The following is a 25300-nucleotide window of genomic DNA, read 5'->3' as shown; positions in this document are numbered from 1 at the left end:
CAGCGATGCCCGACGAATCCGATCTCGAACTGGCCGAGGCGACCACCCGGCTGCTGACCCTGCTGTCCGACGCACCGGACCTGAACGCGTTCCTGGACACGGTGGTGGTCCTCTGCGCCCGGGTGGTGACACCGGCCGTCGCCTGCGGGATAACCCTGCGCCGGGACGGCCAGCCGATCACGGTGGCCGCCAGCGACCCGCTCGCCGCCCAGATCGACGAGATCCAGTACGGCACCGACCAGGGTCCCTGCCTGGACAGCCTGCGCGGCGGGATCCTGCTACAGGTCGACGACCTGACCGAGGACGACCGGTGGGGCAGCTACCGGACCCACGCGATCGCGCACGGGGTGGTCAGTTCGCTCTCCATCCCGCTGATGGTCGACGACCGCTGCCTGGCGGCGCTCAACCTCTACTCCGGTCAGCCGTTCGGGTTCACCCCGACGGCCCGTAGGTACGCCGAGGCGTTCGGCGCGCAGTGCGCGGCGGCACTGGGCCTGATGCTCCGCCAGGTCCAGCAGGCCCAGGTCGAGCGGCAGCTCACCGAGGCCATCGCCTCGCGGAGCGTAATCGACCACGCCGTCGGCATCGTGATGGCGCAGCAGCGTTGCACCGCGAGTGCCGCCTTCAAGCTGCTCCGGCAGGCGTCACAGCACCGCAACCAGAAGTTGCGCGACGTCGCCGCCGGCATCATCGTCAGGGTCACCGGCGAACCCCCCGAACCACCCGTCGGCTTCCGGCCGCCGAGCTGAGTCCCATCCCCGGCCGGGCCGTCAGGCCGCCGGGTGCAGCACCGCGCGCAGGCAGCCGTCCTGCTTCTTCTCGAACATCTCGTAGCCGCGCACGCCCTCGGAGAGCGGCAGCGGATGCGTGCTGAGGTAGCCGGGATCGATCTCGCCGTCGGCCAGCCGCCGCAACAGCATCGGGATGTACCGCTGGGCGTGCATCTGACCCATCCGCAGCACGAGTGCCTTGTTCATCGCGGCACCGAGCGGGAACTTGTCCACGAAGCCGCCGAAGACGCCGACGATGCTCACCGTGCCGCCCTTGCGACAGGCCATGATCGCCTGCCGTACCGCCGTGGGCCGGTCGGTCTGTAGGCGTACGGCCTGCTTGACCCGGTCGTAGGCGTAGGTCGGGCCGACGTCGTGGGCCTCCATTCCGACCGCCTCGACGCAGGCGTCCGGTCCCCGGCCGCCAGTCATCTCCCGCAGCGCCGCGAGCACGTCGACCTGGCTGTAGTCGATGGTCTCCACGCCGAGCCGGTCGGCGGCGACCCGGAGCCGATCGGGCAACCGGTCGATCACGACCACCCGTTCGGCACCGAGCAGCTGGGCGGAGCGGGCCGCCATCTGGCCCACCCCACCGGCGCCCCAGACCGCGACCACCTCGCCGCCACGCAGGTCGCAGAAGTCGGCGGCCATCCAGCCGGTGGGCATGGCGTCGGAGGCGAAGACCACGGCGTCGTCCGGAACCCCCTCGGGAACCGGGAAGGCACCGACGTCGGCGAAGGGCACCCGGACGTACTCGGCGTGGCTGCCGGCGAACCCGCCCGCGGCGTGCGAGTAGCCGATGATTCCGGCCGGCGCGTGTCCCCACAGGGTCTCGGTGAAGTTCGGCTGCGGATTGGAGTTGTCGCAGAGCGAGTACTGGCCGGTGCGGCAGTACCAGCAGCCGCCGCAGGCCAGTACCGAACCGACGACCACCCGGTCACCGACCTTGTGCCTGTCGACCCCCGGCCCGACCTCGACGACCTCGCCCATGAACTCGTGGCCGAGGATGTCGCCCTCCCGCATCGCCGGCAGGTAGCCGTTGATCAGGTGCAGGTCGGAACCGCAGACGCTGCTCGCCCGCACCCGGACGATCACGTCCCCCGGACCCTGGACGGTCGGGTCCGGCACCTCCTGCACGCCCAGTTTCCCGACACCCTCCCAGCACAGCGCCTTCACGGCCGTCCTCCCGTCGACAGCTTCTCCCGGACGGCCCGGGTGGTCCGCTCCGCGACGCCCTCCCGGCCCGACGGTTCGGACATGGTGGAGACCACCTCGCCGGCCTCGATCACGGACTTGGCCCGGCGCAGCAGCGTACGGAGCACCTGGTCGGGGTCGCTGCCGCGGAGTACCGCCACGCGGTGTCCGAGCCGGCTGTCCGGATAACGCAGCTCCACCCGCAGCTCGGTGCCCCGACCGCCGGGCGCGGACGCCAGTTCGAGCCGCCCCTCGTGCGCCGTCGGCCCCTCCGTGATCCGCCAGGTGAACGGGCCGGTCCCGGACTCCGCCTCCACCTCGACGGTCCAGCCGGCCGCCCCGCCCGGATCACGGAGCGTCAAGTGCCGCCCGCCGTGACGTTCCTCGATCGCGACCGGACAATCGAGCATCGTCGGAAGGCGTTCCGGATCCCGGCACGCCTGGAGGATCGACTCCGGCGACCGGTCCACGGTGACCGCGCGCAGCGTCCGGTAACCGCCGTTCCGGCGCACCGGCGGCGACTCCCTGCGCCGCCGGGCGAGCAGGGTTGCGCCCGCGCCGACCGCCGCCGCCAACACCAGCCATCCGCCGACCTTGCGAGCCATGACACTCCTTCCACGGCACCGAGCCCGATCCTCGTCCGGCCCGCACCCGATCACCCACCTGAACGCCCGGCGGGTCCTGCCCGCCGCGATCCGCCCTACCCGCCGAGTTGATGGACAAACCGGCTCGGGCAGGTCCCCGCCCGCCGGCCGGGACAGCGGGTCCTCCGGCGGGGCCGGCCGCCCGGCCGGATGGGTCAACCGGCCAGCAGCGGCGACAGCCCGCAGGCCTGGAGGACCCGGACCACCAGCGCGGATGCCCCGGTTATCCGGTACGGCCGGCCGGCGGCCCGGCTGGCCTCGTAGCCGGCGAGCAGCGCGGCCACCCCGGCGGCGTCGACAAGCGGTACTCCGCCGAGGTCGACCTCGATGCCGCCCGTCCCGCTCCCCTCGACCGTCTCCAGCAGCGCGTACCGGAGCTGGCCGGCGGTGTCGACATCCACCTCGCCGTCGACCCGGATCCGGACGACGTCCTTCCGGACCTGCCTGCGCAGCCACAGCGACGGCGGCCAGCCGTCCGGCTGCTGACCGCGCCAGGCGGGCGTCTCGTCGGTGAGCATCGCCACCCGCAGCCAGGCCAGCGTCCGGGACAGCAGCCGGGAGACGTGCATCTGGGAGATACCGAAGCGTTGCGCGATCTCCGCCTGCGTCTTGTTCCCGTAGAAGCGCAGGTTGACGATCTGCCGTTCCCGCCTCGGCAGCCGGGCGAGCAGCCGGCGCACGGTGACCCGCTCGTCGACGGCGTCCAGGGCGCCGTCCGACTCGCCGAGCTGCTCGGCCAGCGTGCCACCGGTGTCGTCGCCGCTGCGCAGCGGCGCGTCCAGCGACGCGGGACGGTATCCGAGGTTCGAGCGGCGGACCAGCCGGATGTCCCCGACCGGGACCCCGACCTCCCGGGCCAGTTCCGCCTCGGTCGGTGCCCGAGCCAGCCGCTGGGTCAGCGCGGCCGTGCCCCTGCGGGCCTCCTGGGAGAGTTCCTGTAGCTGACGGGGCACGTGCACACCCCAGGTCCGGTCCCGGAAGTGCCGCTTCAACTCGCCCACCACGGTGGCGGCGACGTACGCGCTGAACGGCCCCCGCGCCGGGTCGAACCGTCCGATCGCCAGCATCAGCCCCAGACTCGCGGACTGTTGCAGGTCCTCAAGCGGCTCGCCCCGCTGCCGGTACATCCGGGCCAGACCGTGCACGAACGGCAACGCCTGGCGGACCAGTTCCTCGGACGCCGCCGAGCGCTGCGCCGGCGAGCCGTGCGCGACGATGTCGGCGTACCGCAGGGCGGCCGCGTCGAGCCGGCTCCGGTCCTCGGACTGGCGCGCCGAACCGGCACCCGACCTGGCGAAGGACTGCACTACCATTCTCGGCCTCCTGGCGGCCACGACTGTGGCCTGGTCACGGTCCCGTGACGGCCACGGGACGCCTCGCGCACCGCCCCAGGTGTGGCCAGCCCACCGCCGTGTGGGGGTCTTCGGCACGGCGCGGGTGGCCCCGGGCGGGCTTCCAGCGGATTCAGTGGGTGTCGGCGGCGAGCCCGAGCAGGGCCGTCACACCGGTGAGCTCCAACACCCGGCGGACGAACGGCCGGGGGTTCACCACCACCAGCCGGCGGCCGAGCCGCTCGGCGTCGGCGACTCCGAACAGCAGGGTTCGGATCCCGGACGAATCGCAGAAATCCAGCTGCGACAGGTCCACCACCAACGTGCCGAACGGGTGTCCGAGCGTCCGGTCGACCGTCCGACGCAGCAACTCGGCGGTGTCCATGTCGAGGTCACCGACCAGTCGCATGCGGAGGACCCCGTTCCGGTCGGGGGCCACGGCGATGCGCAGTGCCGGGACGCCGTCGGGTCCGGAGTCCGCGGCGGCACCGGCCGGTACGGTGTCCGTGCCGGCCGCCGCCGTCCCGTTCCCGGCTGGTCCGGACCAACCCGGCCTTCCGCCTGGCCCAGGCGAACTCGACTCGTCGCCGCGTCCGAGCGGACCCGGCTTTCCGTCTCGTTCGGACGAACTCGGCGCGCCGGTCGCACCTGGCGGAGCGTAACCAGGATCGGACGCAGAGCTGACTGGTCGCTGTTCGATCGACATGGCGCCTCCGGTTTTCCGGCAGGGACGCTCGCCTGCCGCCTGAGGCGGCACGACGAGATGAGTGGGCGCCTGTCTTGACCCGAGCCAAGAGTACCCGGCGGCGTGCCGGTCCGCTCGGGTGCCGCGTGTGAGCTCTGCACGGCCGGATGTGGGAGCCGGCAGCGGGCGCTGATGCCGCCCTTGCCCGGCGCCGGGACCCGGCCGGGTGCCGGGCCGTGATCAGCGGGATAATCGACCGATGGACGACCCGGTACGGTCGGAGACCGAGCAGGTCGACGACCAGTTGGTCGTCCGCCTCTTCGGGCACCTCGACTCGGCCTCGGTCGCCGCCGTCCGGCACGACCTGCTCGGCTGTCTGGCGGAGCAGCCGGCCGCCCTGGTGGTCGACCTGACCGCGCTGACCGTCGGGCAGCCGGCGTCCTTCGACGTCTTCGTCGCCGTGGCGCGGCAGGCGACCGTGTGGCCGGGAACCCCACTGAGATTCTGCGGCACGGACACCGCCACGTCGGCACTACTGGCCAGCGACCCGTCCGGCGGACCAGAGGTCTTCCACTCGATCGACCGGGCCCTGGCGGCGGGGGTGGCGGCACCGCGTCAGACGGTCAGCGAGCTGCTGCTGCCGGCCCGGGGTGCCGCCCGGCGAGCCCGGGACATGGTCACCGAGGCGTGCCTGCGGTGGGGCCCGGCGGAACTGGTGGGGCCGGCCAGCCTGGTCGCGTCGGAACTCGTCGGAAATGCGGTGGCGCACGCCGGCACGCTTGTCGAGCTGCGTGTCTCGATGCGCTCCGAGCTGATGATCGGGGTACGTGACGGCAGCGCGGTCGAGCCGAGGCTGGCAGCCGTTCCGGTCTCGGCCGCGCAGATCGGGCGGGGTCTGCTGCTCGTCGACACGATCGCCCGCCGGTGGGGCAGCATTCCCGTCGCGGGCGGCAAGGTGGTGTGGGCGGCACTCGGCGTCGACGGCGGCTAGTCGCAGACGCCGGTGCGGCCGGCCCGCACGGGGCCGGCCGCACCGGGGCGACGTCCGCTCGTCGCTGCCGGCCGGACCGGTCGAGGCCGCCCGGCACGGCGAGGCAAGGTGCTCAGCGCCGCCTTCCGGTGAGCAGGCCGAGCCCGATCATGCCGAGCCCGAGGCCGAGGTGCAGCCAGTCGTCGGCGGCGTTGAGCGGGACGAAGTTCGCCGGGCTGTCGTGGCTGATCACCAGCCCGTACAGCCAGAGCACCAGGTAGACGGCACCGCCGCCGACGAGGAAGTTGCGCGCCCCGGCCACGCTGCGGGCCAGGACCAGACCCAGCGCACCGAAGAGCAGGTGCACGATGTTGTGCAGCACCGACACCTGGAAGACGCCGAGCAGCTCGGCGTCGGAGGTGTGCCCGGCGAACCTCATTCCGTCGAGGCCGGTGGTCAGGCCGGGGATGAAACCTGCCACCCCGACCAGTAGGAACACCACACTGACCACGACCGCCGCCGTACGGCCCGGCGTGCTGCGGTCGGCCCTACCGGCGGTGTCCGTCGTGGACCTGCTTACCATGTCGCACCTCCCGATATTGACGTTCTTCCGCTCTGTTCCCACTCGACTCAGTCCCGCAGCGCTGCCTGGATCGCCGTGCGCACCCGGTCGACCACAGCGGTCGGCGGACCGAGGAGCAGGTTGGCCGTCGCCGACTCGATCCCCGGATGCGGCCTGGTGGGCGCCACCGCCTCGGCGGCCCGGACCGCCCCGGCGAGGACGGCCAGCCGCTGCGCGGAATGGGCCGCCCGCAGTTGCGGGAACTCGTACCGCTCCTCCCGGGTGGCGTGCTCGAGGACCACCTTCCGGAGCCGGTCCAGCCTGGGGGCGAAGTCCGGGGCGTCGGTACCCGCCTCGACGAGTTCCCTGAGCAGTTCCTTGGCCTCCCGCTCCTCGGCCAGCCGGGCGTCGACGACCGCCTGACCACTGTCGATGCTGGTCCGGGCCAGCGGGTGCACGATCTCCTCCTCGGCGGTCTCGTGCACGGCCAGCAGTTCGACCAGCTCCTGCCAGCTCTCCCGCCTCGGCGCGCCGTCCGCGGAGCGGACGGCCCGGAACAGCTCCTCGATCCGGGCATGCTGGGCGAGCAGCAGGTCGACCACGTCGGGTTCGGCGGCCGGGTCGGCACCGGCACCGGCGCTCACCGGTCGTCCCCGGCCGGCTGGCGCAGCGACTCGACCGGGTGCGGGCCCTCGGTCTCGATCCGGTACTCGCCACCGAACCGCTCCCGGTGCATCTCGACCACCCGCTCGCTGGCCGGTTCCGCACCACCGTGGATCTGCTCCTGGAGCTTCTCGAACCGCTCGTGCGCGTCCCGGACGTACCCCGCGCCAAGGGTGGTCAGGTCGATCTGGGTGCCGAGCAGGTGCCGCAGGTACTCCTTGTTCGGCTCGAACGTCACCGGCACCGGTAACTCGGCGGCGACCACCTCCTCGGGCTCCCGCCCGTCGAAGCGCCGCATCAGGTCGCAGGCGACCCGCAACTGCTCCAGCTCCATGTTCAGGTGCAGCTCCCAGATCGCCTTCACCCTCGGGTCCGGCTCCTGGGTCATGAAGGAGTGGTAGAGGTACACCTCGTTGTACTCGTGGTTGACCAGGCGTTCCCACCAGGTCTCGCCCGGGTCCACCAGGGACTCGTAGTGGGTGACGTGCTCCTGCTCGATCATGCCGATCTCGAGGTAGAGCTGGCGGGCGATCGGCTCCATGTACTGCGGGCCGACGTTCATGTAGAAGTTCATCGTCTGCTGCTCCGCCGACATGACCGTCAGGGCGTGCAGTTTCGACAGCGGGTGCACCTTCTCGCGGTCGTACGGGTCGCGGACGTTGTCGTACGGATGCCGGTGGTGGAACTTCGTCGGCCGGCCGGGCATCACCTCGGTCAGCCCGTCGACCACCTTCTCCGCCCTGCGCCGCTCCACCATCTCGAAGAGGTTGGCGTACCGGTACAGGTGGTCGAAGTCCTCCAGCACGCCGAACTCGTACGCCTGGGTCAGGTACGGGTCCGGTTCCATCCGGGCGATCCAGGCCGTCAGGTCGACCGCCACCTGCTCGTACGCGATGGTGGTCTCCAGGGTGCTGGCGATCGGCGGCAGCAGCCAGTTGACCACCTTCTGCTGCTGCGCCTCGATGTACCGGATGTAGGCGAGCTGCCGCTTCACCTCCGGGTCCGGACAGGTGCGCGCCAGGTGATGGTTGAAGAGCACCGCCTCCACCTCGATGCCGTTCATCACGATCACCCGGCACCGGGTGTACGGGTCGACGTCGTCCGGGTCGAGCGGCTCGACGTCGAGTTCCCGCCAGTTGCGTAGCTGGTCGTCGAGCGCGATGCCCCGCTGGGTGAGTGGGTTGAAGGTCATGGCCACCTCGTCCTGGGTCGGTGTGTCGCGCCGGCCCGTACCCCGGATCCGCCCCACAAACCTCCAGTTTCGATATTTCCTTCCCTTCCGGCCGGCAATGCCAGCCGTCGTCACAGTCCGGCAGGCGGCGACCGGCGAGGGTGCCGATGTCGGACCGCGCCGACCACTTCGCGACCGTCCCGGCCGGAGGCGTGCCGCCCGGTCCGTGGCGGCCGGCGCCCAAGCCCGGCGGCAGCACCTCGGTGAAGTCCTCCGGCCGGTGGACCGACCGGGCCGGAACTCACAACAGGCCGGCGTTGCCGGCCACGGCAGCGGCCTCCGTCCGGCTGGAGACGCGCAGCTTGCGCAGCAGCGCGGCGGTCAGCCGCTTCACCGTACGTTCGGAGAAGTTCAGCTCTTCGGCGATTTCCACCGTCCGGCAACCCTTGGCAATAAGCTGCAGAAGACGGCGTTCCTCGTCGTCGAGTACGGCCGTCGCCGGCAGGCCGGTGTGCACCGGGCGGAGCAGGGCGGCGAGCAGGCCGGTGGGCAGCACCGCCCAGCCGTCCAGGATCGCCAACAGCGGTGGCAGCAACTCCTCGGGCTCGCTGCTCTTGGGCAGGTAGCCCTCGGCACCGGCCCGCAGCGCCTGCACCATGAGGCCGGTCTCGTCGAGGCCGGAGATCGCGACGATCCGCACCCTCGGCGCGGTACGCCGGATGGCGGAGATGGCCCGGATCCCGCCCGGTGCCGGCATGTGCAGGTCGACCAGGGCCAGGTCGGGCACGCACTGCCGCACGGTGCTGGCGGCGGCGGAGGCGTCACCGGTCGAACCGACCACCCGGGCCCGCCCCTGGGTGCTGGCGGGCAGCAGGAGTTCGAGGCCGCGGACGAAGAGAGGATGGTCATCGACAAGTACCAGGCGCAGGGTGGCGGATCCGGACACGCGGCGGCGTTTCCCGATTCGGACCCGTTCATGCCCTGGAAGTCGGAGACCGCACGCCGGGCCGCTATCCGGACGATCCGCCGCCGGCGGCTGCCCGAGGTCCCGGCACCCGGTCCTTCGCTGCGCCGTCTCGGCAGGCTACTCACCGCCCGCCTGTCCCAGCTGGTCACCGGTAGGTTACTCGCCGCCCGCCTGTCCCAGCTGGTCACCGGCGGGGGCAGGTACCCGGGGCAGCCGGCCGCCGGAGGTCGGCTGGCGGAGCTGGTTGGTTCGGGCCGGACGGCCGCAGTTCCCGGTCCGGCCGCGCCCGCCGGTCCGCCGCTGCTGCTGCGGACGTTCTGCCACGAACTGCGCTCGCCGATCGAGTCGTTGCGCGCGCTCACCCGGGCCCTCGCCGAGGAGCCGGCGCGACTGAGCGCGGACGAGCGCCGGGAGGTGGCCGAACTCGCCCAGGAGCAGGTGGCGCACCTGGCCTGCCTGTGGCGGCGGACGACGTCGGTACTGCAGAGCCTGGCCGAGCCGGTCGACCGGCCGGTACCGCTGAGCCAGGTCCTGCCGGTGGCGCTCGCGGCCGGGACACCGCACCGGTTGACGGTCCGGCTGTCCCACGGTGCCGGCGACCGGCTGGTCCCGGCGCACCGGGTCCGCCAGATCCTGGTGAACCTGGTGGACAACGCCCTGCGGCACGGCCCCGCCGACGGGCGGGTGCGGGTCTCGGCCTCGGTGTGCGCCGGGCGGCTGGTCCTGGTCGTGGCCGACGAGGGCCGGTCCTGCCGCGCCGTGCTGGCCGCGCTCCACCGGTCGGCGCCGCCACCCGGACTCTCCGGGCTCGGCCTCTGGATCGTGCGGCAACTGGTCGCCGCCGAGGGCGGCACGATCACCGCGCTACGCACCACCCGTGGCCTCGCGGTACGGGTGGACCTGCCCGCGACCCGGCGCCGCCGCTCCGCCGCAGGCGCCGCTGCCGATACCGCCGCAGGCACCATCCCCGATACCGCCGCAGGCACCATCCCCGGCGCGGCCGCAGGCTCCGCCGCCGGCACGCCCTTCGGGGTCGCTGGTCGGCCCGCCGGGGCCGCCGGCTGACCCCGTCGGGCCAGCCCGGCGGGTAGCCACGCACGGTAGTCACTTCCAGCAGGAGGACACCGTGTTCAGTCATGTGAAGGACCTGCAGTTCGAGGCCAAGCCGGACGCTCCGGACGCCGCCTTCGCCCGGCGCCTACAGGAGGTGCTCGGCGGCAAGTGGGGCGAGATGACGGTCGCCACCCAGTACCTCTACCAGGGCTGGAGCTGCCGGCTGCCCGGCAAGTACAAGGATCTGCTGCTCGACGTCGGCACCGAGGAGATGGGGCACGTCGAGATGATCTGCACCATGATCGCCCGCCTGTTGGACAGCGCCCCGCTGTCCCTGCAGGAGGCGGCCGCCGAGGACAACCCGATGCTGACAGCCATCTACGCCGGGTCGAACCCGGCACACTTCATCCACTCCGGCGGCGGTCCGCTGCCGGTGGACAGCGCCGGGGTGCCCTGGAACGGCAGCTACATCACCGCCAGCGGCAACCTGCTGGCCGATTTTCACCTCAACGTCACCGCCGAGTCGCAGGGCCGACTCCAGGTCGCCCGGCTGTTCCACATGACCGACGACCCGGGAGTCAAGCAGATGCTGCGGTTCCTGCTGGCCCGGGACACCATGCACCAGAACATGTGGCTCGCCGCGATCGAGCAGCTCAAGGAGGACGGCCTGGAGGAGATGCCGGTCCCGGAGGCGTTCCCCGACGCCGAGCAGGAGAACCGGTTCGCCTACCAGTACATCGACTTCTCCGCCGGTGAGGAGGCGGCCGAGGGACGGTGGGCCGCCGGTCCGAGCCCGGACGGCAAGGGCGAGTTCAGCTACCAGGCGGCGCCGACGGCGCACGCGCCGGCTCCGGTACTGCCGCCGGGCGACCCGCGCCTGCACGGAACACCGCCGCCGGCCGGAACCTGACGGGCCGGAAGCGGATCCCGTCCCGTCCCGCCGCGCCGGTCCGTCAGCACGACGGCGGACCGGCGTGGCCCGCCCGGAAGGCCATTGTGATGACCGAACTACTGGTCCGCCCGTTGGCGGACGCGTTCATGCAGGTCGGCGTCTACGTCGCGGTAATGGTCGCGCTCTTCGGCTGGCTGCGCTGGCGGTACGGCGACCGGGTCACCGACCAGCTCACCCGCCGTCCCCGACTCGGCCCGCTGGTAGGCGCGCTGCTCGGGGTCAGTCCCGGCTGCGGCGGCGCCATCATCCTGATGCCGCTCTACGCGCGCGGCAAGGTCTCCTTCGGTACCGTCGTGGCCGCCCTCGCCTCGACAATGGGCGACTCGTCCTGGGTGGTCATCGCCGCGAACCCCGAGTTCGCCCTCAGGATCCACGCGCTGCTCTTCGCCGTGGGACTGGCCACCGGCTACGCCGTCGACCTGCTCGGCATCGATCCGGCCAGCGCCGTGCGGAGCCGGCTACCGAGGTTGCCCTGGCGCCGGAGCGGCCGTGTCCCCGCGGCGTTCGACCCGAGCCGGCCGGGGTACGACCCGAGCCAGCCGGCGGGCGCGACGGTGCCGGGTAGGGCCGCCCTCGCCGGTGCCGGCAACCGGGCCCCGGCGCAGTCCGGCGCGGGCGGCCGGGCCAGCACCGTGGCCAGCCATCCGGCGTCCGCGCCGGCATCCCCTGGCTCGCTCTCCCGGACGCCGTCATCCCCGGCCACGGCCCCGGCGACCCTGGGCGCGACGGTGCTGCCCGGGCGTCCGGCCCGGATGTCCCTGGTGTTCTGGGGGCTCACCACGCCGGCATTCCTGCTGTCGGTACCGGTCGTCTTCCACGCCGTCGACCCACGACGGCTGACCACCGCGCTCGGCGGAGTCGATCCCTATCTCGCTCTCGGCTGCGCCGGAACGCTTGTCGCGCTGCTCGTCTTCGCCGCCGGACGGGGCCGCTTCGCCGACGACACGGTCAGCACCGCCACCCCGGCGAGCCGGCGGGAGGCGATGCGGCACAGCGCACACGAGGCCTCGTTCATCACCGTCTGGGTCGCGTTCGCCTATCTCGGCTGGCAGGTTCTCAGCACCGTCACCGGATTCGACGGCTCCCAACTCGCCTTCGCCGGAGTGGCCGGAGTACTCGTCGGAGCGCTGATCGGTCTCGTCCCGGGCTGCGCCGTCCAGATCGTCTTCACCGGCATCTTCGTCAGCGGCGGCCTGCCCATGACGACACTCGTGGCCAACGCCATCAGTCAGGACGGGGATGCCCTGATCCCACTCGCGGCACTGCGCCGCCGCGCCGCCGCGACGGCAACCGTGATCACCACGATTCCGGCCATCCTGGTCGGCCTGGCACTGCTGGCGCTGCTCGGCTGAACGGGAGGGCGAGCCCGGCAACCGGGACGCCGGGCGGACCGGGTGAGCACATGGACCGCGCGGTGGCGGGAAACCAGCGCTGACGACACCGACCGGAGGAGGACGGAAACGTGACAGCAGGCGTGAAGCAGGATGTTCTGGACCTGCTGACCGAGCAGCACCGACAGATCAAGACGCTGTTCGGCCAGCTCGGCCGGGCCGAGGGTGCGCAGAAGCGGGAGCTGTTCGAGGAGCTGGTCCGGTTGCTCGCCGTACACGAGAGCGCGGAGGAGATCGTGGTACACCCGACCGCGCGGCGCCGGATCGATCGGGGCGACTCGGTGACCGGGCAGCTCCGCCACGAGGAGGACGGGGCCAAGCACGAACTGGCCGCCCTCTACGACCTCGGCGTCGACCACCCCGACTTCGACCGGCGGTTGGCGACGTTCGCCGAGGCGGTGTCCGCGCACGCCACCCGGGAGGAGACCGAGGAGTTCCCGTCGCTGCGCCGCAGCCTCTCCGCGGCCCAGCTCGGCCGGATGGCCGGTGCGCTGCGCGCGGCCGAGGCGATGGCACCGACCCGGCCGCACCCGCACACCGGCGAGTCAGCCCAGGCGAATCTGCTGGCCGGTCCGCCCCTGGCGATCTTCGACCGCATGCGCGACGCGGTACGCGACTGGCGCGAACGGCAACAGGGCGAGGACTGACCGGGCGGGCGCGCACGGCAACAGCGCGAGAGACCGACGGGTACGCGCGGACGGCAGCACGGCGAGGACCGACCGGGCAGGTGCCAGCGGCAACGGTCGGCCCCGGGAATTCGTGGGCCCTACCCCCGGACCCGGTCGTCGCTGCCGGCCCGCCGGTTGCCGGCGCTCCTGCGGTTGCCGGGACTCCTCCGGTTGCCGGTGCGCCAGCTGGTGACGGCGGTCGCCGGACGAGGGCGCAGGTCACGTCCGACCGCACACGGCGGCCGCCCCGGCTCCCACTCGGACAGCATTCCGGTGAGAGCCAGGACATGCGTCACGGACGGTGAGATGTCGCGGAGGAAGAGTTCGCCGTGCCCCTCGCGGACGATGTCCCGCACCCGCAGCAGTGCGGTGATCCCGTGGGCGGAGAAGAAGGTGACCCCGGACAGTTCGAGGACCACCCGGTCGGGCCGGCTGTCCGCCACCCGCCCGATCAGGTCCACGAGACTGCCGGCACTGCTCATGTCGACCTCGCCCGAGGCAGTGACCACAGTGGTCGTGCCCGCCCGGACCAGGTCGAGTGACATTATCGGCGCACCGGGCAGGTCGCCCGCGGCACCGGTCGCGCCGCTTCCGGGCGTGGTCGTACGGTTCTCGGGCGTGGTCGTACGGTTCTCGATCGACATGGCGCCTCCGGTCGTTTGGCGGAAACCGCCCATCCGTCCGGTGGTGCGAGGATGGCAAAGGCGATCCGGGCGCGCGTCCTGACCCATGGGACACGTCGATCACCGTCGGGCGGTCCGCCAGGTCGCGGTTGTTGAGCACCAGCACCACGAACCGGGGATCCGCCCGGTCCCGCCAGCGGGCGGCGACGGTGATCAGCTCGTTGAGCCCGTTCATCTGCGGGGTGTACGCCGCCTGCACGAACTTGGGCGCAGACGTCGCCGAAGAGCCGTACCAGGTCGATCTCCTGCCGGTAGGCGCTGCCCAGTACCGTCGACATCTGCTGGCCGACGATCGCCACCACCGGCTTGGAGTCCAGTTTCGCGTCGTAGAGGCCGTTGAGCAGGTGCACCGCCCCGGGGCCCTGCGTCGACAGGCACACCCCGATCCCGCCGGTGTACTTCGCGTGCCCGACGGCCATGAACGCCGCCGCCTCCTCGTGCCGGGCCTGCACGAACGGTGTACCGGCCCGGCGCAGCGCACCCAGCACCCCGTCGACGCCGTCACCGGAGTAGCCGAAGACCCGGCGGTTGCGCGCCGTCCGCGACACGGCCGCCGTACGCCGACACGGCCGCCGTCCGCCGACCCGCCGATGTCCGCCGAAGCGGCCGGGTGCCGGATTCAGCCGGTCGTGTCGGCCGGGCGGCGGTGCCGGTAGTGGTGCAGGATCAAGGCGGCGGCACAGCCGAGGGTGCCGAGACCGAATCCGACGCCGACCAGCGGCGACAGGTCGCTCATCGAGGTGATCCCGTTGGCGGAGGCGCTGAGGATCAGCAGCGCCCACAGCAGCGGACGCAGCACCCCCCGACCCGCCGCCCGATGGGCCGGCAAGCCGGCACGGGCCGCCGGAGACCCGGTTCCGACTGCCGAAGGGTCGGCTCCGGAGACCCGAAGATCATTTCCGGGTACCGGAAGACCGGTTGCCGGTGCCGGCGGGGCTGGGCGGGGCGCGGCCGGGACGTCGTAGGGGTCGGACATGACCACTCCTTGCGGTGTCGTCGAGTTCATGTGACAAACGCTAGGAACGCCCGCGCCGGGCGACGATCCCACCAGCACGCCGACCGGGGTACAGCAGGCTGTACTTCTCGGCCCGCGTCCTCGCCGACCCGCTGCCCGGTGGCCTAGGGTCTGGCCGGGAGGTGGAATGACGACCCACGGTTCGGCCGGCGGGCGCGCGGACTCCGGGCGGGGCTACCTGCGGGACCGGGCGCGTCTCGCCGTCGACGCCCTGGAGCACCTGGTGGGCGGGCTGGGCACCGCGCTGCTGGCGCTGGCCGGGCTGAGCTACCTGCTGGCGGTCGCGCTGGCCTGCCTCAGCGGTGTCGGGTTGCTGCTGGTGCCGTCGGCGCTGCGCGCGGTGCGGGCGGTCGCCGACCGGGAACGGGCCCGGCTGTCCCGGTGGGGCCCGGAGATCATCGGTCCGGCGCCGGTGCCGGCCGCGACACGCGCCGCCCTGCGCGACCCCGCCGTGCGGCGGGAGGCCGGCTGGCTGGCGATCCACGCCACAGGCGGTTTCGTCATCGGCCTGGTCGGTCTCGGCCTGCCCCTCTACGCGGTGCAGAGCCTGACCTTCCCGTTGTGGTTCTGGCTGCTGCCGCCCGAGGCCGGCGGTCCCGGCCCGGTGTACTGGCGGATCGACGGGCTGGCCGACGCGCTGGCCGTCGGGTTGACGGGGATCGGCTGGCTCACCGTCGTCGTCGGGCTCGGGCCGGGGATGGCGCGGCTACAGGCGTGGCCCGGACGGCGCCTGCTCGCGCCGTCCCCCGGCACGGACCTGTCGCTGCGGGTTGCGGAGCTGACCGCCACCCGGGCGGCGGCGCTGGACGCCCACGCGGTCGAGCTGCGCCGGATCGAACGTTCGCTGCACGACGGCACCCAGAACCGGCTGGTCGCGGTCACCGTCCTGCTCGGCGCCGCCCGGCGGGCACTGGCCCGGGACCCGGTGCTCGCCGACGACGTGCTGGCCCGGGCCCAGGACGCCGCCGAGCAGGCACTTGCCGAACTGCGCGGCGTCGTACGCGGCATCCTCCCGCCGGTACTCGCCGACCGGGGGCTCGCCGGTGCGCTCGGTGGACTCGCCGCCAACTGCGGCGTGCCCTGCCGGGTCGACGTCGACCTGCCCGGTCGGTGTGCCGCCTCGGTCGAGGCCACCGCCTACTTCGCGGTGGCCGAGGCGCTGACCAACGTGACCCGGCACAGCGGGGCGACCGCCGCCACCGTCGACGTGCGCCGGGCCGGCGACCGGCTGCTGCTGCGCGTCGCCGACGACGGCCACGGCGGCGCCGAGGAGCGCGACGGTTCCGGGCTCGCCGGCATCCGCCGGCGGGTCGAGGCGTACGACGGCCGGTTCCGGCTGACCAGCCCGTCCGGCGGGCCGACGACGATGGAGGTCGAACTGCCGTGCGGATCGTGATCGCCGAGGACGACGCGCTGCTGCGCGAGGGGCTGGCGCTGCTGTTGCGGGCCGAGTCGCTCGACGTCGTGGCCACCACCGACACACCGGGCGCGTTCCTCGCGGCCGTGGACGCGTACACCCCGGACGTGGCAATCGTCGACGTCCGGATGCCGCCGACGCACACCGACGAGGGGATCGTCGCCGCGGTCGAGGCCCGGCGCCGCCAGCCGGGCCTCGCCGTGCTGGTGCTGTCCGCGTACGTCGAGCAGACCTTCGCGACCGAACTGCTCGCCGGCGGCACCGAACGGCTCGGTTACCTGCTGAAGGAACGTGTCGGCCGGGTCGAGGAATTCCTCTCCGCGCTGCACCGGGTCGCCGGGGGCGGCACCGCCTTCGATCCCGAGGTGGTCGGCCAACTGCTGTCGCGCAGCCGGCCCGACAGCACGCTGAGCCGGCTGAGCCCCCGGGAACGCGACGTGCTCGCGCTGATGGCCGAAGGGTTGGGCAACGGCGCCATCGCCGAGCGGCTGTTCGTCACCGAGGGCGCCGTACACAAGCACATCCGCAGCATCTTCGCCAAGCTGGACCTGCCGCCCGACGACCGGGCGGACCGGCGGGTCACCGCAGTTCTACGCTTCCTGGACGACACCCAGTTGTAGCCCGCCGTCCCCGGGGTTCGGTTCGGCGCCGGGTGCGGGTCCCCGGCTCAGCGCCGTGCACCGTTCGAGCTCAGCGCCGTGCCCCGCCGCCGACCGAGCGCAGCGCGAGCTGGCGAGGCGCCTGGGTCGGATCGAAGACCGGGCGGCGGTCGATCCGGGCCCGGACCTCGTCCGAGCCGAACCGGTAGTCGATCCGGCGCACCGCCTCGGCCCAGTCCGTCCTGCTCCGGATGCCGCGCAGCGTCTCCACCACGAAGGGATCGTGCCAGCGACTCCGGGCGCGTTCCCAGAGCACGAACGGGTCCTCGGCCAACAGGCTGCCGACGGTCCCCTCGTAGATGGGCATCGCGCGTACCTCGCCGTCCGGCTCGACCTCGAGCGGGCGGAAGTCGGGATGGCTGGCGATGTAGTCGGGGTGCATCTGCACACCGAAGTTGTCCGTGGTGGTGACCTTGACCGAGGGCGGGGCCGCCTGCTGGAGCCGCTGCCTGGTCCCCTCGTCGACCAGGGCCGCGACCTGCTCGTCGCTGAGCATCTCGTGTTCGCCGTACGAGACCCGGCTGGCCAGCCCGGTCGGCACCACCGCACCGAACGCCAGGTCGGTCAGGTGTGGGAAGCGCGGCGCGACGGAGGAGCACAGCTCGTCGAGCTGGTGGTAGTTGCTGCGCACCACCACGTTGTCGATGCCGAACCGCAGCGGGGACTCCCCCGCCGCGATCCGCCGGGCGCTCTCCGCGTCCAGCAGCGCCAGCGCGGCCATCGCCCGGTCGAAGGAACCGGCCCGGCCACGGATCCGGTCGTGCACCTCGGCGGTCGCACCGTCCACGCTGACCACGATCCGGCTGACACTGCCGGCCAGCCGCCGGACGGTCTCCTCCGGCACCGACCAGCCGCTGGTGTAGAGGAAGACCCGTACGCCGGCCGCGGCGAACCGTTCCACCACCTCCACGATGCGCGGCACGGTAAGCGGCTCACCACCGCACAGTGTGATCATGATCGGCCGGAAGGTGATGAGGGCGTCCGCCACCCTGAGCATCTCCTCGTGGCTGAGGTTCTGCGGGCGTCGCCGGCCGGACTCGGTGTAGCAGTGCGAGCAGCGCAGTGGACAGGCGAAGGTGACGTCCCAGATGAGGACGTTCGGTGCTGCGTCGACATTCATGAGACGGGTCTCCCGGACGGGTCGGCAGTGCGGTCGCCGGAACCGTACGGGCGGCGGACCGTCCCCGGCATCGGCGACGGGTACGCAAGAGCCGCGGTCGGGTACGCAGCCGCGACGTGCCGGTCGCACCGGCGTACCGGTCGGGTCTCGGTGGTCGCGCCGGCGCGGTTGCGTACCGGCTACCGATTCCCCGCCGCGCCCGGACACCTAGCGTTCTGGCGTGGCGGCCGCCACGGTCCGCCGCCCGTCGCCAGCCAAGGAGGTGGATCATGCGCGCTTACCCGCCGGTCGACGCCCTGTAAGGGGAACGTGCCTGATGGCGGTGGTCACCCCGGCGGGGTGACCACCGCGGCACCACGCGCCCTGCCCGGCAACCGCCGCGCCACCGCCGGCCGACCCGCCCCGGCAGCCGACGAGCCCGCGCCGGACGACCGGAACCGTCTACCTCGCCAAGGAGGGTGTCCCTCGTGTCGACCGCACCGCCCGCCGGCCTGAGTCGCCGCCCCGGCAGCGTCCTGGCGCTCGTCCGCGAGCTGCCGCGCGTGCACGCCCCGCTCACCGTGCTGCTCGGCGGGCTCGTCGCCGGACAGGTCGCCGGCGTCGTACTGCTGCCTCTGGCGATCGGCCGGCTGGTCACGGCGCTGACCGGCGACGGCGGCCCGGCAGCGGCCGAGCAGGCGTGGACCGGGCTCACCCTCCTCGCGTCGGCGCTGGTCCTGGACATCGCCCTGGAGCCGATCCGTGCGATGGTCACCGCGCGGCTGGCCACCGCCGTCGACGGCAGTCTGGCCCAACGCACCGTCGAGGGCGCGCTGCGCCCGGCCGGGATCGCGCACCTGGACGACCCCGGGGTCGCCGACCGGATCGAGCAGGCCCGCGGGGTCGGGATCGGCGCGCACGCTCCCGGGCAGGCCGTCAACGCGCTGGCCGCCCTGGTGCCGCTCCGGCTCACCGGGTTGGCCTCCGCGATCCTGCTGGGCTGGGCCGGGCAGTGGTGGATGCCCGTCGTACTCGGTGCCGCCTGGATCGTCGCCGGCCGCTGGCAGGAGAAGGAGATGGCCCGCGCCGTCGCCGCCAACACCGCCCGTACGGTCCAGCTGCGGCACGCCGCGTACCTGCGGGACCTCGCGGTGACCGCGCCGGCAGCCAAGGAGGTACGGCTGTTCGGCCTGCACCAGTGGCTCGCCGAGCGCTTCACCCGGCAGTGGTGGGACGGCATCGTGGAGATGCGCCGGATGAGCACCGACGGTCGGCGGCACCTGGCGGCCAGCGGACTGCTGCTGGCGGCACACCTGGTCGTGGTGGTGCCACTGGCATACGGGGCCGGCACCGGCGACCCGCCGGTCGGCCAGCTGACCGTCGCCCTCCAGGCGCTGCTGGGCCTGTTCGCCCTCGGGTTCACCGGTGACCTGCAACGGCGGTTGCACCTGGCCAGTGCGGCGGTGCCACCGGCGCTGGCCGTGAGCGCACTCGGCACCCCGGCCCACCCCGACGACGACCGGACCCGCGACGACCGGGCGCACGACGACCGGACCCGCGAGAAGCGGGCGCACGACGACCGGACCCGCGAGAAGCGGGCGCACGACGACCGGACCCGCGAGAAGCGGGCGCACGGCCGGAGACGCGGTGGAGCGGACGCGAGCGGGCTACCCCGCCGCGAGATCCGCTTCGCGGGAGTCTCCTTCGGTTATCCCGGCGACCGCCGCCCGGTCCTGGACGCTCTCGACCTCGTCATCCCGGCCGGGTCCTCGCTGGCGCTGGTCGGCGACAACGGCGCCGGCAAGAGCACCGTCACCAAGCTGCTGGCCGGGCTGTACCGGCCGGACGCCGGCCGGATCCAGCTGGACGGTCGGGACCTGCACGACCACGACCTGGCGAGCTGGCGCCGGCAACTGGCAGTGGTGCTCCAGGACTTCGGCCGGTACCCGTTCTCGGTGCGCGACAACATCGCCTTCGGCGCGGTCGAGGCGCCGGCCGACCAGGAGGCCGTGGTCGAGGCGGCCCGTCTCGGCGGCTTCCTCGGCGTCGAGCAGGGCCTGGCCGACGGCTGGGACACACCGCTGGGCAACGCCTACAAGGGCGGGACGGAGCTGTCCGGCGGGCAGTGGCAGCGGCTGGCGCTGAGCCGGGCACTCTACGCGGTGCGGCACGGTGCCCGGGTCCTCGTGCTGGACGAGCCCACCGCACACCTGGACATCGAGGCGGAGTACGAGCTCTACGCCCGGTTCCTGGAGATCACCGCCGGGATCACCACGATCCTGGTGTCACACCGGTTCGCCACCGTCCGGCTCGCCGAGCGGATCGCCGTACTGCGGGACGGCCGGGTCGGCGAGTACGGCAGCCACGACGAACTGCTGGCCGCCGACGGCCGGTACGCCCAGATGTTCCGGGTGCAGTCCGCGCCCTTCACCGACCCCGCGGGAGGCCGTCGTGGTTAGCTGGCTGGGCGCCGCCCGCCTGGTGGTGGGTGTCGCGGTCCGGGCGGATCCGCGCCGCGCGGTGGCGGTGCTGGTACTCATCCCACTGTTCAACATCGTCGCGGCGGCGCAGGCGCTCGGGCTGCGTGCCATGGTGGACGGCGCGGCCGGCCGCCAGGTCGCCGGGGCGCTGACCGGCGGGCTGGTCCTCGTCGGCGTCACCGTCTTCGTGCACCAGGCGAGCGCGGTCGCCACCGACCTGCGGCAGGTGCTCCAGCAGCGGGTCGGACTGGAGTTCGACCGCCGCCTGATGCGGCTCTGCTCCGGACCCGCCCACCTCGACCACTACCACGATCCGGAGTTCCTGGACACCGCCGAGCTGGTCCGCCAGCGCCGGACCGAGTTCGGCGGGGCGTTCGCGGCGTTGGTGGAGAACGCCGGCCTGTTGGCCCGGTTCGTCGGCGCGGTGACCCTGATGGCGTTCGTCAGTCCGCTGCTGGCCCTGCTGCCGTTGGCGATCGTGCCGCTGGCGCTGGCGATCCGCTGGCAGGCGAACGCCGTCGCCGCTGCCGAGGTGGCCGGTGCCGAGGCCGACCGGCAGCGTGCCGCCCTGCTCACCCTGGCCACCGAGCCGGCCGCCGCGGCCGAGGTCCGGCTGTACCGGCTGGGCGGCGAGATCGCCACCCGGCACCGGGCGGCCTTCGCGGTCTCGGCGCGACGCCGGGAGGCGGCCCGGACCCGGGGCGCCGTGGCGGTGGCCGCCGGTTGGCTGCTGTTCTGCGTCGCGCTGGTGGCCGGGCTCTACCTCGTCACCCGGTCCGTCCTCGCCGGCACCGCCTCGGCCGGCGAGGCCGTGCTGGTCCTGCTGCTCGGTACCCGGCTGGTCGGCGCCACCACCGGACTGAGCTGGCTGATCGGGTGGCTGCGCCGCTCGCTGCACACCGTCGCCCTCTACCAGCGTCTGGCCGGACATCAGCAGGACGGCGCGACCGGCAGACGCATCCCGACCGCGGCCCAACCCGACGACGCGACCGACAGACACGTACCGACCGCTGCCCAGCACGACGCCGCGACCGGCGGGCGGAGCGCGGAGCTGCCCGAGCGCGGTGACCTCGTCCTCGACGGCGTCAGCTTCCGGTACCCGGGCGAGCCGGCACCCGCGCTGGGCCCGATCGACCTGCGGCTGCCGGCCGGCGCCACCGTCGCCGTCGTCGGCGACAACGGTGCCGGCAAGTCGACCCTGGTCGCGCTGCTGGCCGGGCTCTACCCGCCGTCGACCGGGCGGATCAGCTTCGGCGGACGGGACCTGGCAGCGGTGGACCCGGACGTGTGGCGGGGCCGGATCACCGCCGTCTTCCAGGACTTCTGCCGGTTCGAGCTGCTGGCCCGGGAGACGGTCGGGGTCGGCCGGCTCGACGCGATCGACGACCGGGCGGCGGTGGGCAGCGCGCTGGCGGACGCGGGCGCGACCGGCATCGTGGCCGAGCTGCCCGCCGGGCTGGACAGCCGGCTCGGCCGGACCTTCCCGGACGGTACCGACCTGTCGTCCGGGCAGTGGCAGAAGCTCGCGCTCGCCCGGGGGCGGATGCGGACCTCGCCGGCGCTTGTGCTGCTCGACGAGCCGGCGGCCAGTCTCGACCCGGACAGTGAGGCGGAACTGCTGCACAGGTATCTCGCGCCGGCCCGGTCGGGCGCCGCCGCCCCGATCACGCTCGTCGTGTCGCACCGGCTGAGCACGGTACGCGACGCCGACCTGATCGTGGTCCTGCACGAGGGCCGGATCGTCGAGTACGGCACACACGCCGAACTGGTCGGGCAGGCCGGCCGCTACGCGCAGCTGTACGCCCTGCACGCCGCCGCGTACGCCGGCGAGCCGGCGGTGGTGCCGGCCCCGGCGACGCACCGGGACGAGGTGCCGGCCGCCTCGGGTCAGCCCAGGTAGCCCTCCGGGTCGGCCGGTGACTCCCCGACGCCCTCGACCGCTCGACTGAACCAGTCGGCCCGCAGTTCCCGACGGGAACCGATGCCGAGTTTCCGGTACACCCGGGCCAGATGGCTCTCCACGGTCCGCACCGACACGACCAGCCGGGTGGCGATCTCCCGGGTGGGCAGGCCGGCGGCGGCCAGGGCCGCGACCTCGTTCTCCCTGGCCGTGAGGGTCGGCGACGCCAGGTTCGGTGCGGGCAGGCCGAGCGCGGTGCGGAGCCGGCCGGCCAGCGCGACGGCCGCGGCGTAGTCCTGGTTCCGGCCGGGCGAGACCCGGGTGGCGGCCTCGGCCAACCGGCACGCCCGCCGGGGCAGCCCCATCGCGGCGAGCCGGTTGGCCTGGTCGAGCAGGCCCGCGCGGTCGCGCCGGAGCAGCGCCAGTTCGCCGCGCGCCTCGCTCACCAGCCGTCCCGCCTCGACCACCGGCAGGCAGTCGGTTATCCGGGCGGCCAGCCCGGGTGGATGGTCGGCGGGCGGCAACCTCGCCGTCCAGGTGAGGTACTGCAACTCGACGCTGCGGCAACCGGCCGCCCGGGCCGCGGCCGCCGCCTCGTCGAAACACCGGCCGGCGGACCGGGTGTCGCCCCGGGCGGCGGCCACCGCACCGGCTGCCCACGGCCCGAGGCCCGGCAGCACCGCAAGCCGGTCCGGCGGATCCGTCTCCAGCACCCGCTGCGCGTCGTCCGGCCGCCCGGCTCCGGCGAGCGCCACGGCGAGCCAGGCGGACGCCTCCGAGCGGAACGGCCGGAACCCTTCCGCCTGTTGCGCCAGCGCTTCGCGCAACGGTTCGACCGCGGCGGGGTACTCGGCGCGGAGCAGCCGTGCGTACCCGACCAGCAGCGGCCAGTCGACCGCCCGCAGCCGGGTCCCCGGGATCGTTCCCGGCGGCCTCGGCCAGCGCCCGAGGACCGGGTCGGTGAGCGGCGGCGGGGCGCTCCCGTCCCGCCAGAGCCCGATCAGGGACACTGCCGCCGCCGCCAGACCCGCCGGCTCCGCACCCCGGCCGCCGCCGGTGCCCGCCGGCACCGCCGCTGCGGCGGCGGCCGCCTCGTCGGTACGGCCGAGCAGGGCCAGCGCCACCGTCCGGACGATCCGGCACCGTGGTACGGCACAGCCGCCGGCCGGTCCGCGCCCGGGCGTCCGGTCCAGCACGCCGTCGGCGACCCGGAGCGCCTCGGCCGGACGCTGGCCGAGCAGCAGCACCAGCGCGTCGGCGCCGTCGACGACGTCGACCGCCTCGGGGGTGGCGAGCGCGGCGACGGCGCGCAGCGCCCGCAGGTCGGCATGGGCCGCCGCCGGGTCACGCTCGGCCGCGCACCGGTGCAGGGCGAGTGCCGTCGAGAGCAGCACGCGTCCGGTGGCCGACCGGTCGGACGCGGTCGCCTGGTGCAGTACCGACTGCGCCTCGCGGCCGGTGCCGAGCTCGGCGAGCGCGTCGGCGAGTACGACGGTGGCCCGGGCGGACCGGTCCGGCGTGGCGCGGGCCAGCCGCAGTGCCTGTTCAGGACTGTGCGGGAGTAGCCGTCGGGCGGCCTCGGCCAGCACGGCGGCGCTGACCGGCGCGCTGCCGGCGGCGAGTTGCCAGCGGGCCAGCGTCACCGGGTCCGGGCCCGTTCCGCCGACCTCGCGGGCCGTCTCGACGAGCGCCGCCGCGACCCGGCGCCGGCGGGCCGGTGACACCTGGGCCCAGACGACCGCCTGGAGCAGCGGGTGGGCGAACCCGACCCGGACCCCGTCCTCGGTGTCCGTCGTGCGCAACAGGCCCAGGTCCTCCAGTTCCTCGACGGCGTCCGGCGCGACCCGGTCGATCAGCTCGATCGGCAGCTCGTCGCTGACGGCGACCGCGGCCAGCGCGTCCCGGTGGATCGGGGTGAGCCGGTTCGGTTCGGGCAGGAACAGCTCGACCAGGTGCGGCGGCACGCTGAGCGGACCGCGCCACCACCACAGTCCCCGCTCCCGGACCAGCCGACCGCTGGCGGTGCCGTGCCGGACCAGTTCGGTGGCGAGTCGCGGGTTGCCGCCGGTCCACTGGTAGACCAGCTGCACGGTGGTGGTGGCGACCGGGTGCCCGAGCATCGCCCGCATCAGGGCCGCCGTCTCCGCCAGGTCCAGCGGTGGCAGGTCGATCCGGCGCAGGTGCCGGTCCTTCCAGAGCGCCACGACCGCGTCCGGGGTGGCCAGGTCCGTCCGGGCGGTGACCATCAGCCGGACGTGCCCGTCGTGGGCGAGGCTGAGCAGGGTACTCGCCGACCGGTCGTCCATCCACTGCGCGTCCTCCACCACCAGCAGCGGCGTGCGGGACTGTCCACGCCGGACCAGCTCGGCACGGATCCGGGTCGGCATCAGGGCCGGGTCCCCGACGACCGGGAACAGCTGGCAGAACGGCCCGAACGGAATCGGCCGACCCGCCTCGGTGGCGGTGGTACGGGTCACCGCGTACCGATCGGTCGACAGTTGCCGGGTCACGAGTTCGACGAGTGTGGTACGCCCGGTCCCGCGCTCCCCCACCAGCACCGCCCCCCGGTCGGTGGTCACCGCGGTGAGGATCTGCTGTACCAGCTCGGTTCGTGCGACCAGCGGCGTCCGGATGCGGTCCACGGATTGCCCCCTCCCTGCCGCGGACACCGACATCTGCGCGGATGTCGAGGAGTGCCGTCCGGAATGCGGTACGGCTAAGTCAGCTGGCAACACCTCCCGGACGTTCCGGTGCTCTTCCGACGGCGTACGGGAGTGGCGGTCGGGCCGGTGGTGTCGCCGGACCGACGCGTGCCCTCCGGCCGGCCACGCGGGATTGCCGCATTCGAATCTCTTGCCAGCGTCACGGGAAACTCACAGTGTCGTCGGATTCGGCCGACGATGCCAGGCGCGACTGGACCGCGACTGAACGTAGGCTGGACAAACCGGCACACCGGCCCGGTGCGGAGTTCGTGCAGGGTAGCCGGCGGTCCGCGCCCCGGACCCGGTGCCGCACGCGATCCCTCC

General features: G+C 73.5%; 22 protein-coding genes and 1 pseudogene. 10 read left to right on the top strand and 13 right to left on the bottom strand.

Annotation, left to right across the window (positions count from 1 at the left end; genetic code table 11):
* The first annotated feature begins 5 nt into the window (after positions 1-5).
* Positions 6-749 (top strand): GAF and ANTAR domain-containing protein, encoded by a 744-nt coding sequence (locus ACN28A_RS25885; RefSeq protein ID WP_421399022.1) that lies wholly within the window; start codon positions 6-8, stop codon positions 747-749.
* Positions 750-770: 21 nt separating this feature from the next.
* Here the strand turns inward: ACN28A_RS25885 and ACN28A_RS25880 are convergent, their stop codons facing one another.
* The 4 genes from ACN28A_RS25880 to ACN28A_RS25865 form a co-directional block, all read right to left on the bottom strand.
* A complete protein-coding gene (locus tag ACN28A_RS25880; RefSeq protein WP_421399020.1) occupies positions 771-1946 on the bottom strand; it encodes a zinc-dependent alcohol dehydrogenase in 1176 nt (391 codons plus the stop codon).
* Positions 1943-2569 carry a cyclase gene (locus ACN28A_RS25875; RefSeq protein WP_421399018.1) on the bottom strand — a complete coding sequence of 209 codons (627 nt, stop codon included), beginning with the start codon at positions 2567-2569 and terminating at the stop codon, positions 1943-1945. Before ACN28A_RS25875 ends, ACN28A_RS25880 begins: the two co-directional genes overlap by 4 nt.
* A gap of 194 nt (positions 2570-2763) precedes the next feature.
* Positions 2764-3921, bottom strand: coding sequence for a sigma-70 family RNA polymerase sigma factor (locus ACN28A_RS25870; protein WP_421399016.1), 1158 nt, complete (start codon positions 3919-3921; stop codon positions 2764-2766).
* A 151-nt stretch (positions 3922-4072) separates the two neighbouring features.
* On the bottom strand, positions 4073-4645 hold the full coding sequence (locus tag ACN28A_RS25865; protein WP_421399013.1) for an STAS domain-containing protein: 573 nt from the start codon (positions 4643-4645) through the stop codon (positions 4073-4075).
* A 238-nt stretch (positions 4646-4883) separates the two neighbouring features.
* On the opposite strand from ACN28A_RS25865, the gene ACN28A_RS25860 reads away from it, so the two are divergent.
* Complete coding sequence (locus tag ACN28A_RS25860) at positions 4884-5615, top strand: STAS domain-containing protein (protein WP_421399011.1); 732 nt, start codon at positions 4884-4886, stop codon at positions 5613-5615.
* Between the two features lie 112 nt (positions 5616-5727).
* On the opposite strand, the gene ACN28A_RS25855 is transcribed toward ACN28A_RS25860, so the two are convergent.
* The 4 genes from ACN28A_RS25855 to ACN28A_RS25840 form a co-directional block, all read right to left on the bottom strand.
* Positions 5728-6177: a DUF4383 domain-containing protein gene (locus ACN28A_RS25855; RefSeq protein ID WP_421399008.1), complete on the bottom strand. Its 450-nt coding sequence runs from the start codon at positions 6175-6177 to the stop codon at positions 5728-5730.
* Between the two features lie 47 nt (positions 6178-6224).
* Entirely contained in the window at positions 6225-6800 is a 576-nt protein-coding gene (locus ACN28A_RS25850) for a hemerythrin domain-containing protein (protein WP_421399006.1), read from the bottom strand.
* Positions 6797-8011, bottom strand: coding sequence for a hypothetical protein (locus ACN28A_RS25845; RefSeq protein WP_421399004.1), 1215 nt, complete (start codon positions 8009-8011; stop codon positions 6797-6799). The genes ACN28A_RS25850 and ACN28A_RS25845 overlap by 4 nt, the downstream gene beginning before the upstream one ends.
* 280 nt (positions 8012-8291) lie before the next feature.
* Positions 8292-8936 carry a response regulator gene (locus tag ACN28A_RS25840; protein ID WP_421399001.1) on the bottom strand — a complete coding sequence of 215 codons (645 nt, stop codon included), beginning with the start codon at positions 8934-8936 and terminating at the stop codon, positions 8292-8294.
* Positions 8937-8966: 30 nt separating this feature from the next.
* Between ACN28A_RS25840 and ACN28A_RS25835 the strand changes: the two genes are divergently transcribed.
* The 4 genes from ACN28A_RS25835 (at position 8967) to ACN28A_RS25820 (ending at position 13000) form a co-directional block, all read left to right on the top strand.
* Entirely contained in the window at positions 8967-10022 is a 1056-nt protein-coding gene (locus tag ACN28A_RS25835; RefSeq protein ID WP_421398999.1) for a sensor histidine kinase, read from the top strand.
* A 61-nt stretch (positions 10023-10083) separates the two neighbouring features.
* On the top strand, positions 10084-10920 hold the full coding sequence (locus ACN28A_RS25830) for a manganese catalase family protein (protein WP_421398997.1): 837 nt from the start codon (positions 10084-10086) through the stop codon (positions 10918-10920).
* An 89-nt stretch (positions 10921-11009) separates the two neighbouring features.
* Entirely contained in the window at positions 11010-12314 is a 1305-nt protein-coding gene (locus ACN28A_RS25825) for a putative manganese transporter (RefSeq protein WP_421398995.1), read from the top strand.
* 110 nt (positions 12315-12424) lie between these two features.
* Positions 12425-13000, top strand: coding sequence for a hemerythrin domain-containing protein (locus tag ACN28A_RS25820; protein ID WP_421398993.1), 576 nt, complete (start codon positions 12425-12427; stop codon positions 12998-13000).
* A 119-nt stretch (positions 13001-13119) separates the two neighbouring features.
* Here ACN28A_RS25820 and ACN28A_RS25815 read toward each other — a convergent pair whose 3' ends face one another.
* From ACN28A_RS25815 to ACN28A_RS25805, 3 genes and pseudogenes are all read right to left on the bottom strand, one after another.
* Positions 13120-13665, bottom strand: a complete 546-nt coding sequence (locus tag ACN28A_RS25815; RefSeq protein WP_421398990.1) for an STAS domain-containing protein — start codon at positions 13663-13665, stop codon at positions 13120-13122.
* Between the two features lie 115 nt (positions 13666-13780).
* Positions 13781-14252, bottom strand: a pseudogene (locus ACN28A_RS25810) (thiamine pyrophosphate-binding protein); the annotation flags it as partial.
* A 71-nt stretch (positions 14253-14323) separates the two neighbouring features.
* On the bottom strand, positions 14324-14503 hold the full coding sequence (locus tag ACN28A_RS25805) for a hypothetical protein (protein WP_421398988.1): 180 nt from the start codon (positions 14501-14503) through the stop codon (positions 14324-14326).
* A gap of 343 nt (positions 14504-14846) precedes the next feature.
* On the opposite strand from ACN28A_RS25805, the gene ACN28A_RS25800 reads away from it, so the two are divergent.
* Positions 14847-16115: a sensor histidine kinase gene (locus ACN28A_RS25800; protein ID WP_421398986.1), complete on the top strand. Its 1269-nt coding sequence runs from the start codon at positions 14847-14849 to the stop codon at positions 16113-16115.
* Complete coding sequence (locus ACN28A_RS25795; RefSeq protein WP_421398984.1) at positions 16103-16756, top strand: response regulator; 654 nt, start codon at positions 16103-16105, stop codon at positions 16754-16756. Before ACN28A_RS25800 ends, ACN28A_RS25795 begins: the two co-directional genes overlap by 13 nt.
* Positions 16757-16826: 70 nt before the next feature.
* Here ACN28A_RS25795 and ACN28A_RS25790 read toward each other — a convergent pair whose 3' ends face one another.
* Positions 16827-17915 carry a radical SAM protein gene (locus tag ACN28A_RS25790; protein WP_421398982.1) on the bottom strand — a complete coding sequence of 363 codons (1089 nt, stop codon included), beginning with the start codon at positions 17913-17915 and terminating at the stop codon, positions 16827-16829.
* A 467-nt stretch (positions 17916-18382) separates the two neighbouring features.
* Between ACN28A_RS25790 and ACN28A_RS25785 the strand changes: the two genes are divergently transcribed.
* Together ACN28A_RS25785 and ACN28A_RS25780 are read left to right on the top strand one after the other, a co-directional pair.
* The gene (locus ACN28A_RS25785) at positions 18383-20353 is read left to right on the top strand and encodes an ABC transporter ATP-binding protein (RefSeq protein WP_421398980.1); all 1971 of its coding nucleotides are present in this window, start codon (positions 18383-18385) and stop codon (positions 20351-20353) included.
* Positions 20346-22274 (top strand): ABC transporter ATP-binding protein, encoded by a 1929-nt coding sequence (locus tag ACN28A_RS25780; protein WP_421398978.1) that lies wholly within the window; start codon positions 20346-20348, stop codon positions 22272-22274. Before ACN28A_RS25785 ends, ACN28A_RS25780 begins: the two co-directional genes overlap by 8 nt.
* Here ACN28A_RS25780 and ACN28A_RS25775 read toward each other — a convergent pair.
* Complete coding sequence (locus tag ACN28A_RS25775; protein ID WP_421398977.1) at positions 22262-24916, bottom strand: LuxR C-terminal-related transcriptional regulator; 2655 nt, start codon at positions 24914-24916, stop codon at positions 22262-22264. The genes ACN28A_RS25780 and ACN28A_RS25775 overlap by 13 nt on opposite strands.
* Positions 24917-25300 lie beyond the last annotated feature (384 nt).

It is taken from the genome of Plantactinospora sp. WMMB782 (assembly GCF_049179135.1).
In the GTDB taxonomy this organism is placed as follows: Bacteria; Actinomycetota; Actinomycetes; order Mycobacteriales; family Micromonosporaceae; genus Plantactinospora.
Note: the sequence above shows the minus strand (reverse complement) of the source record. Positions and strands in the feature narration are given on the sequence as shown.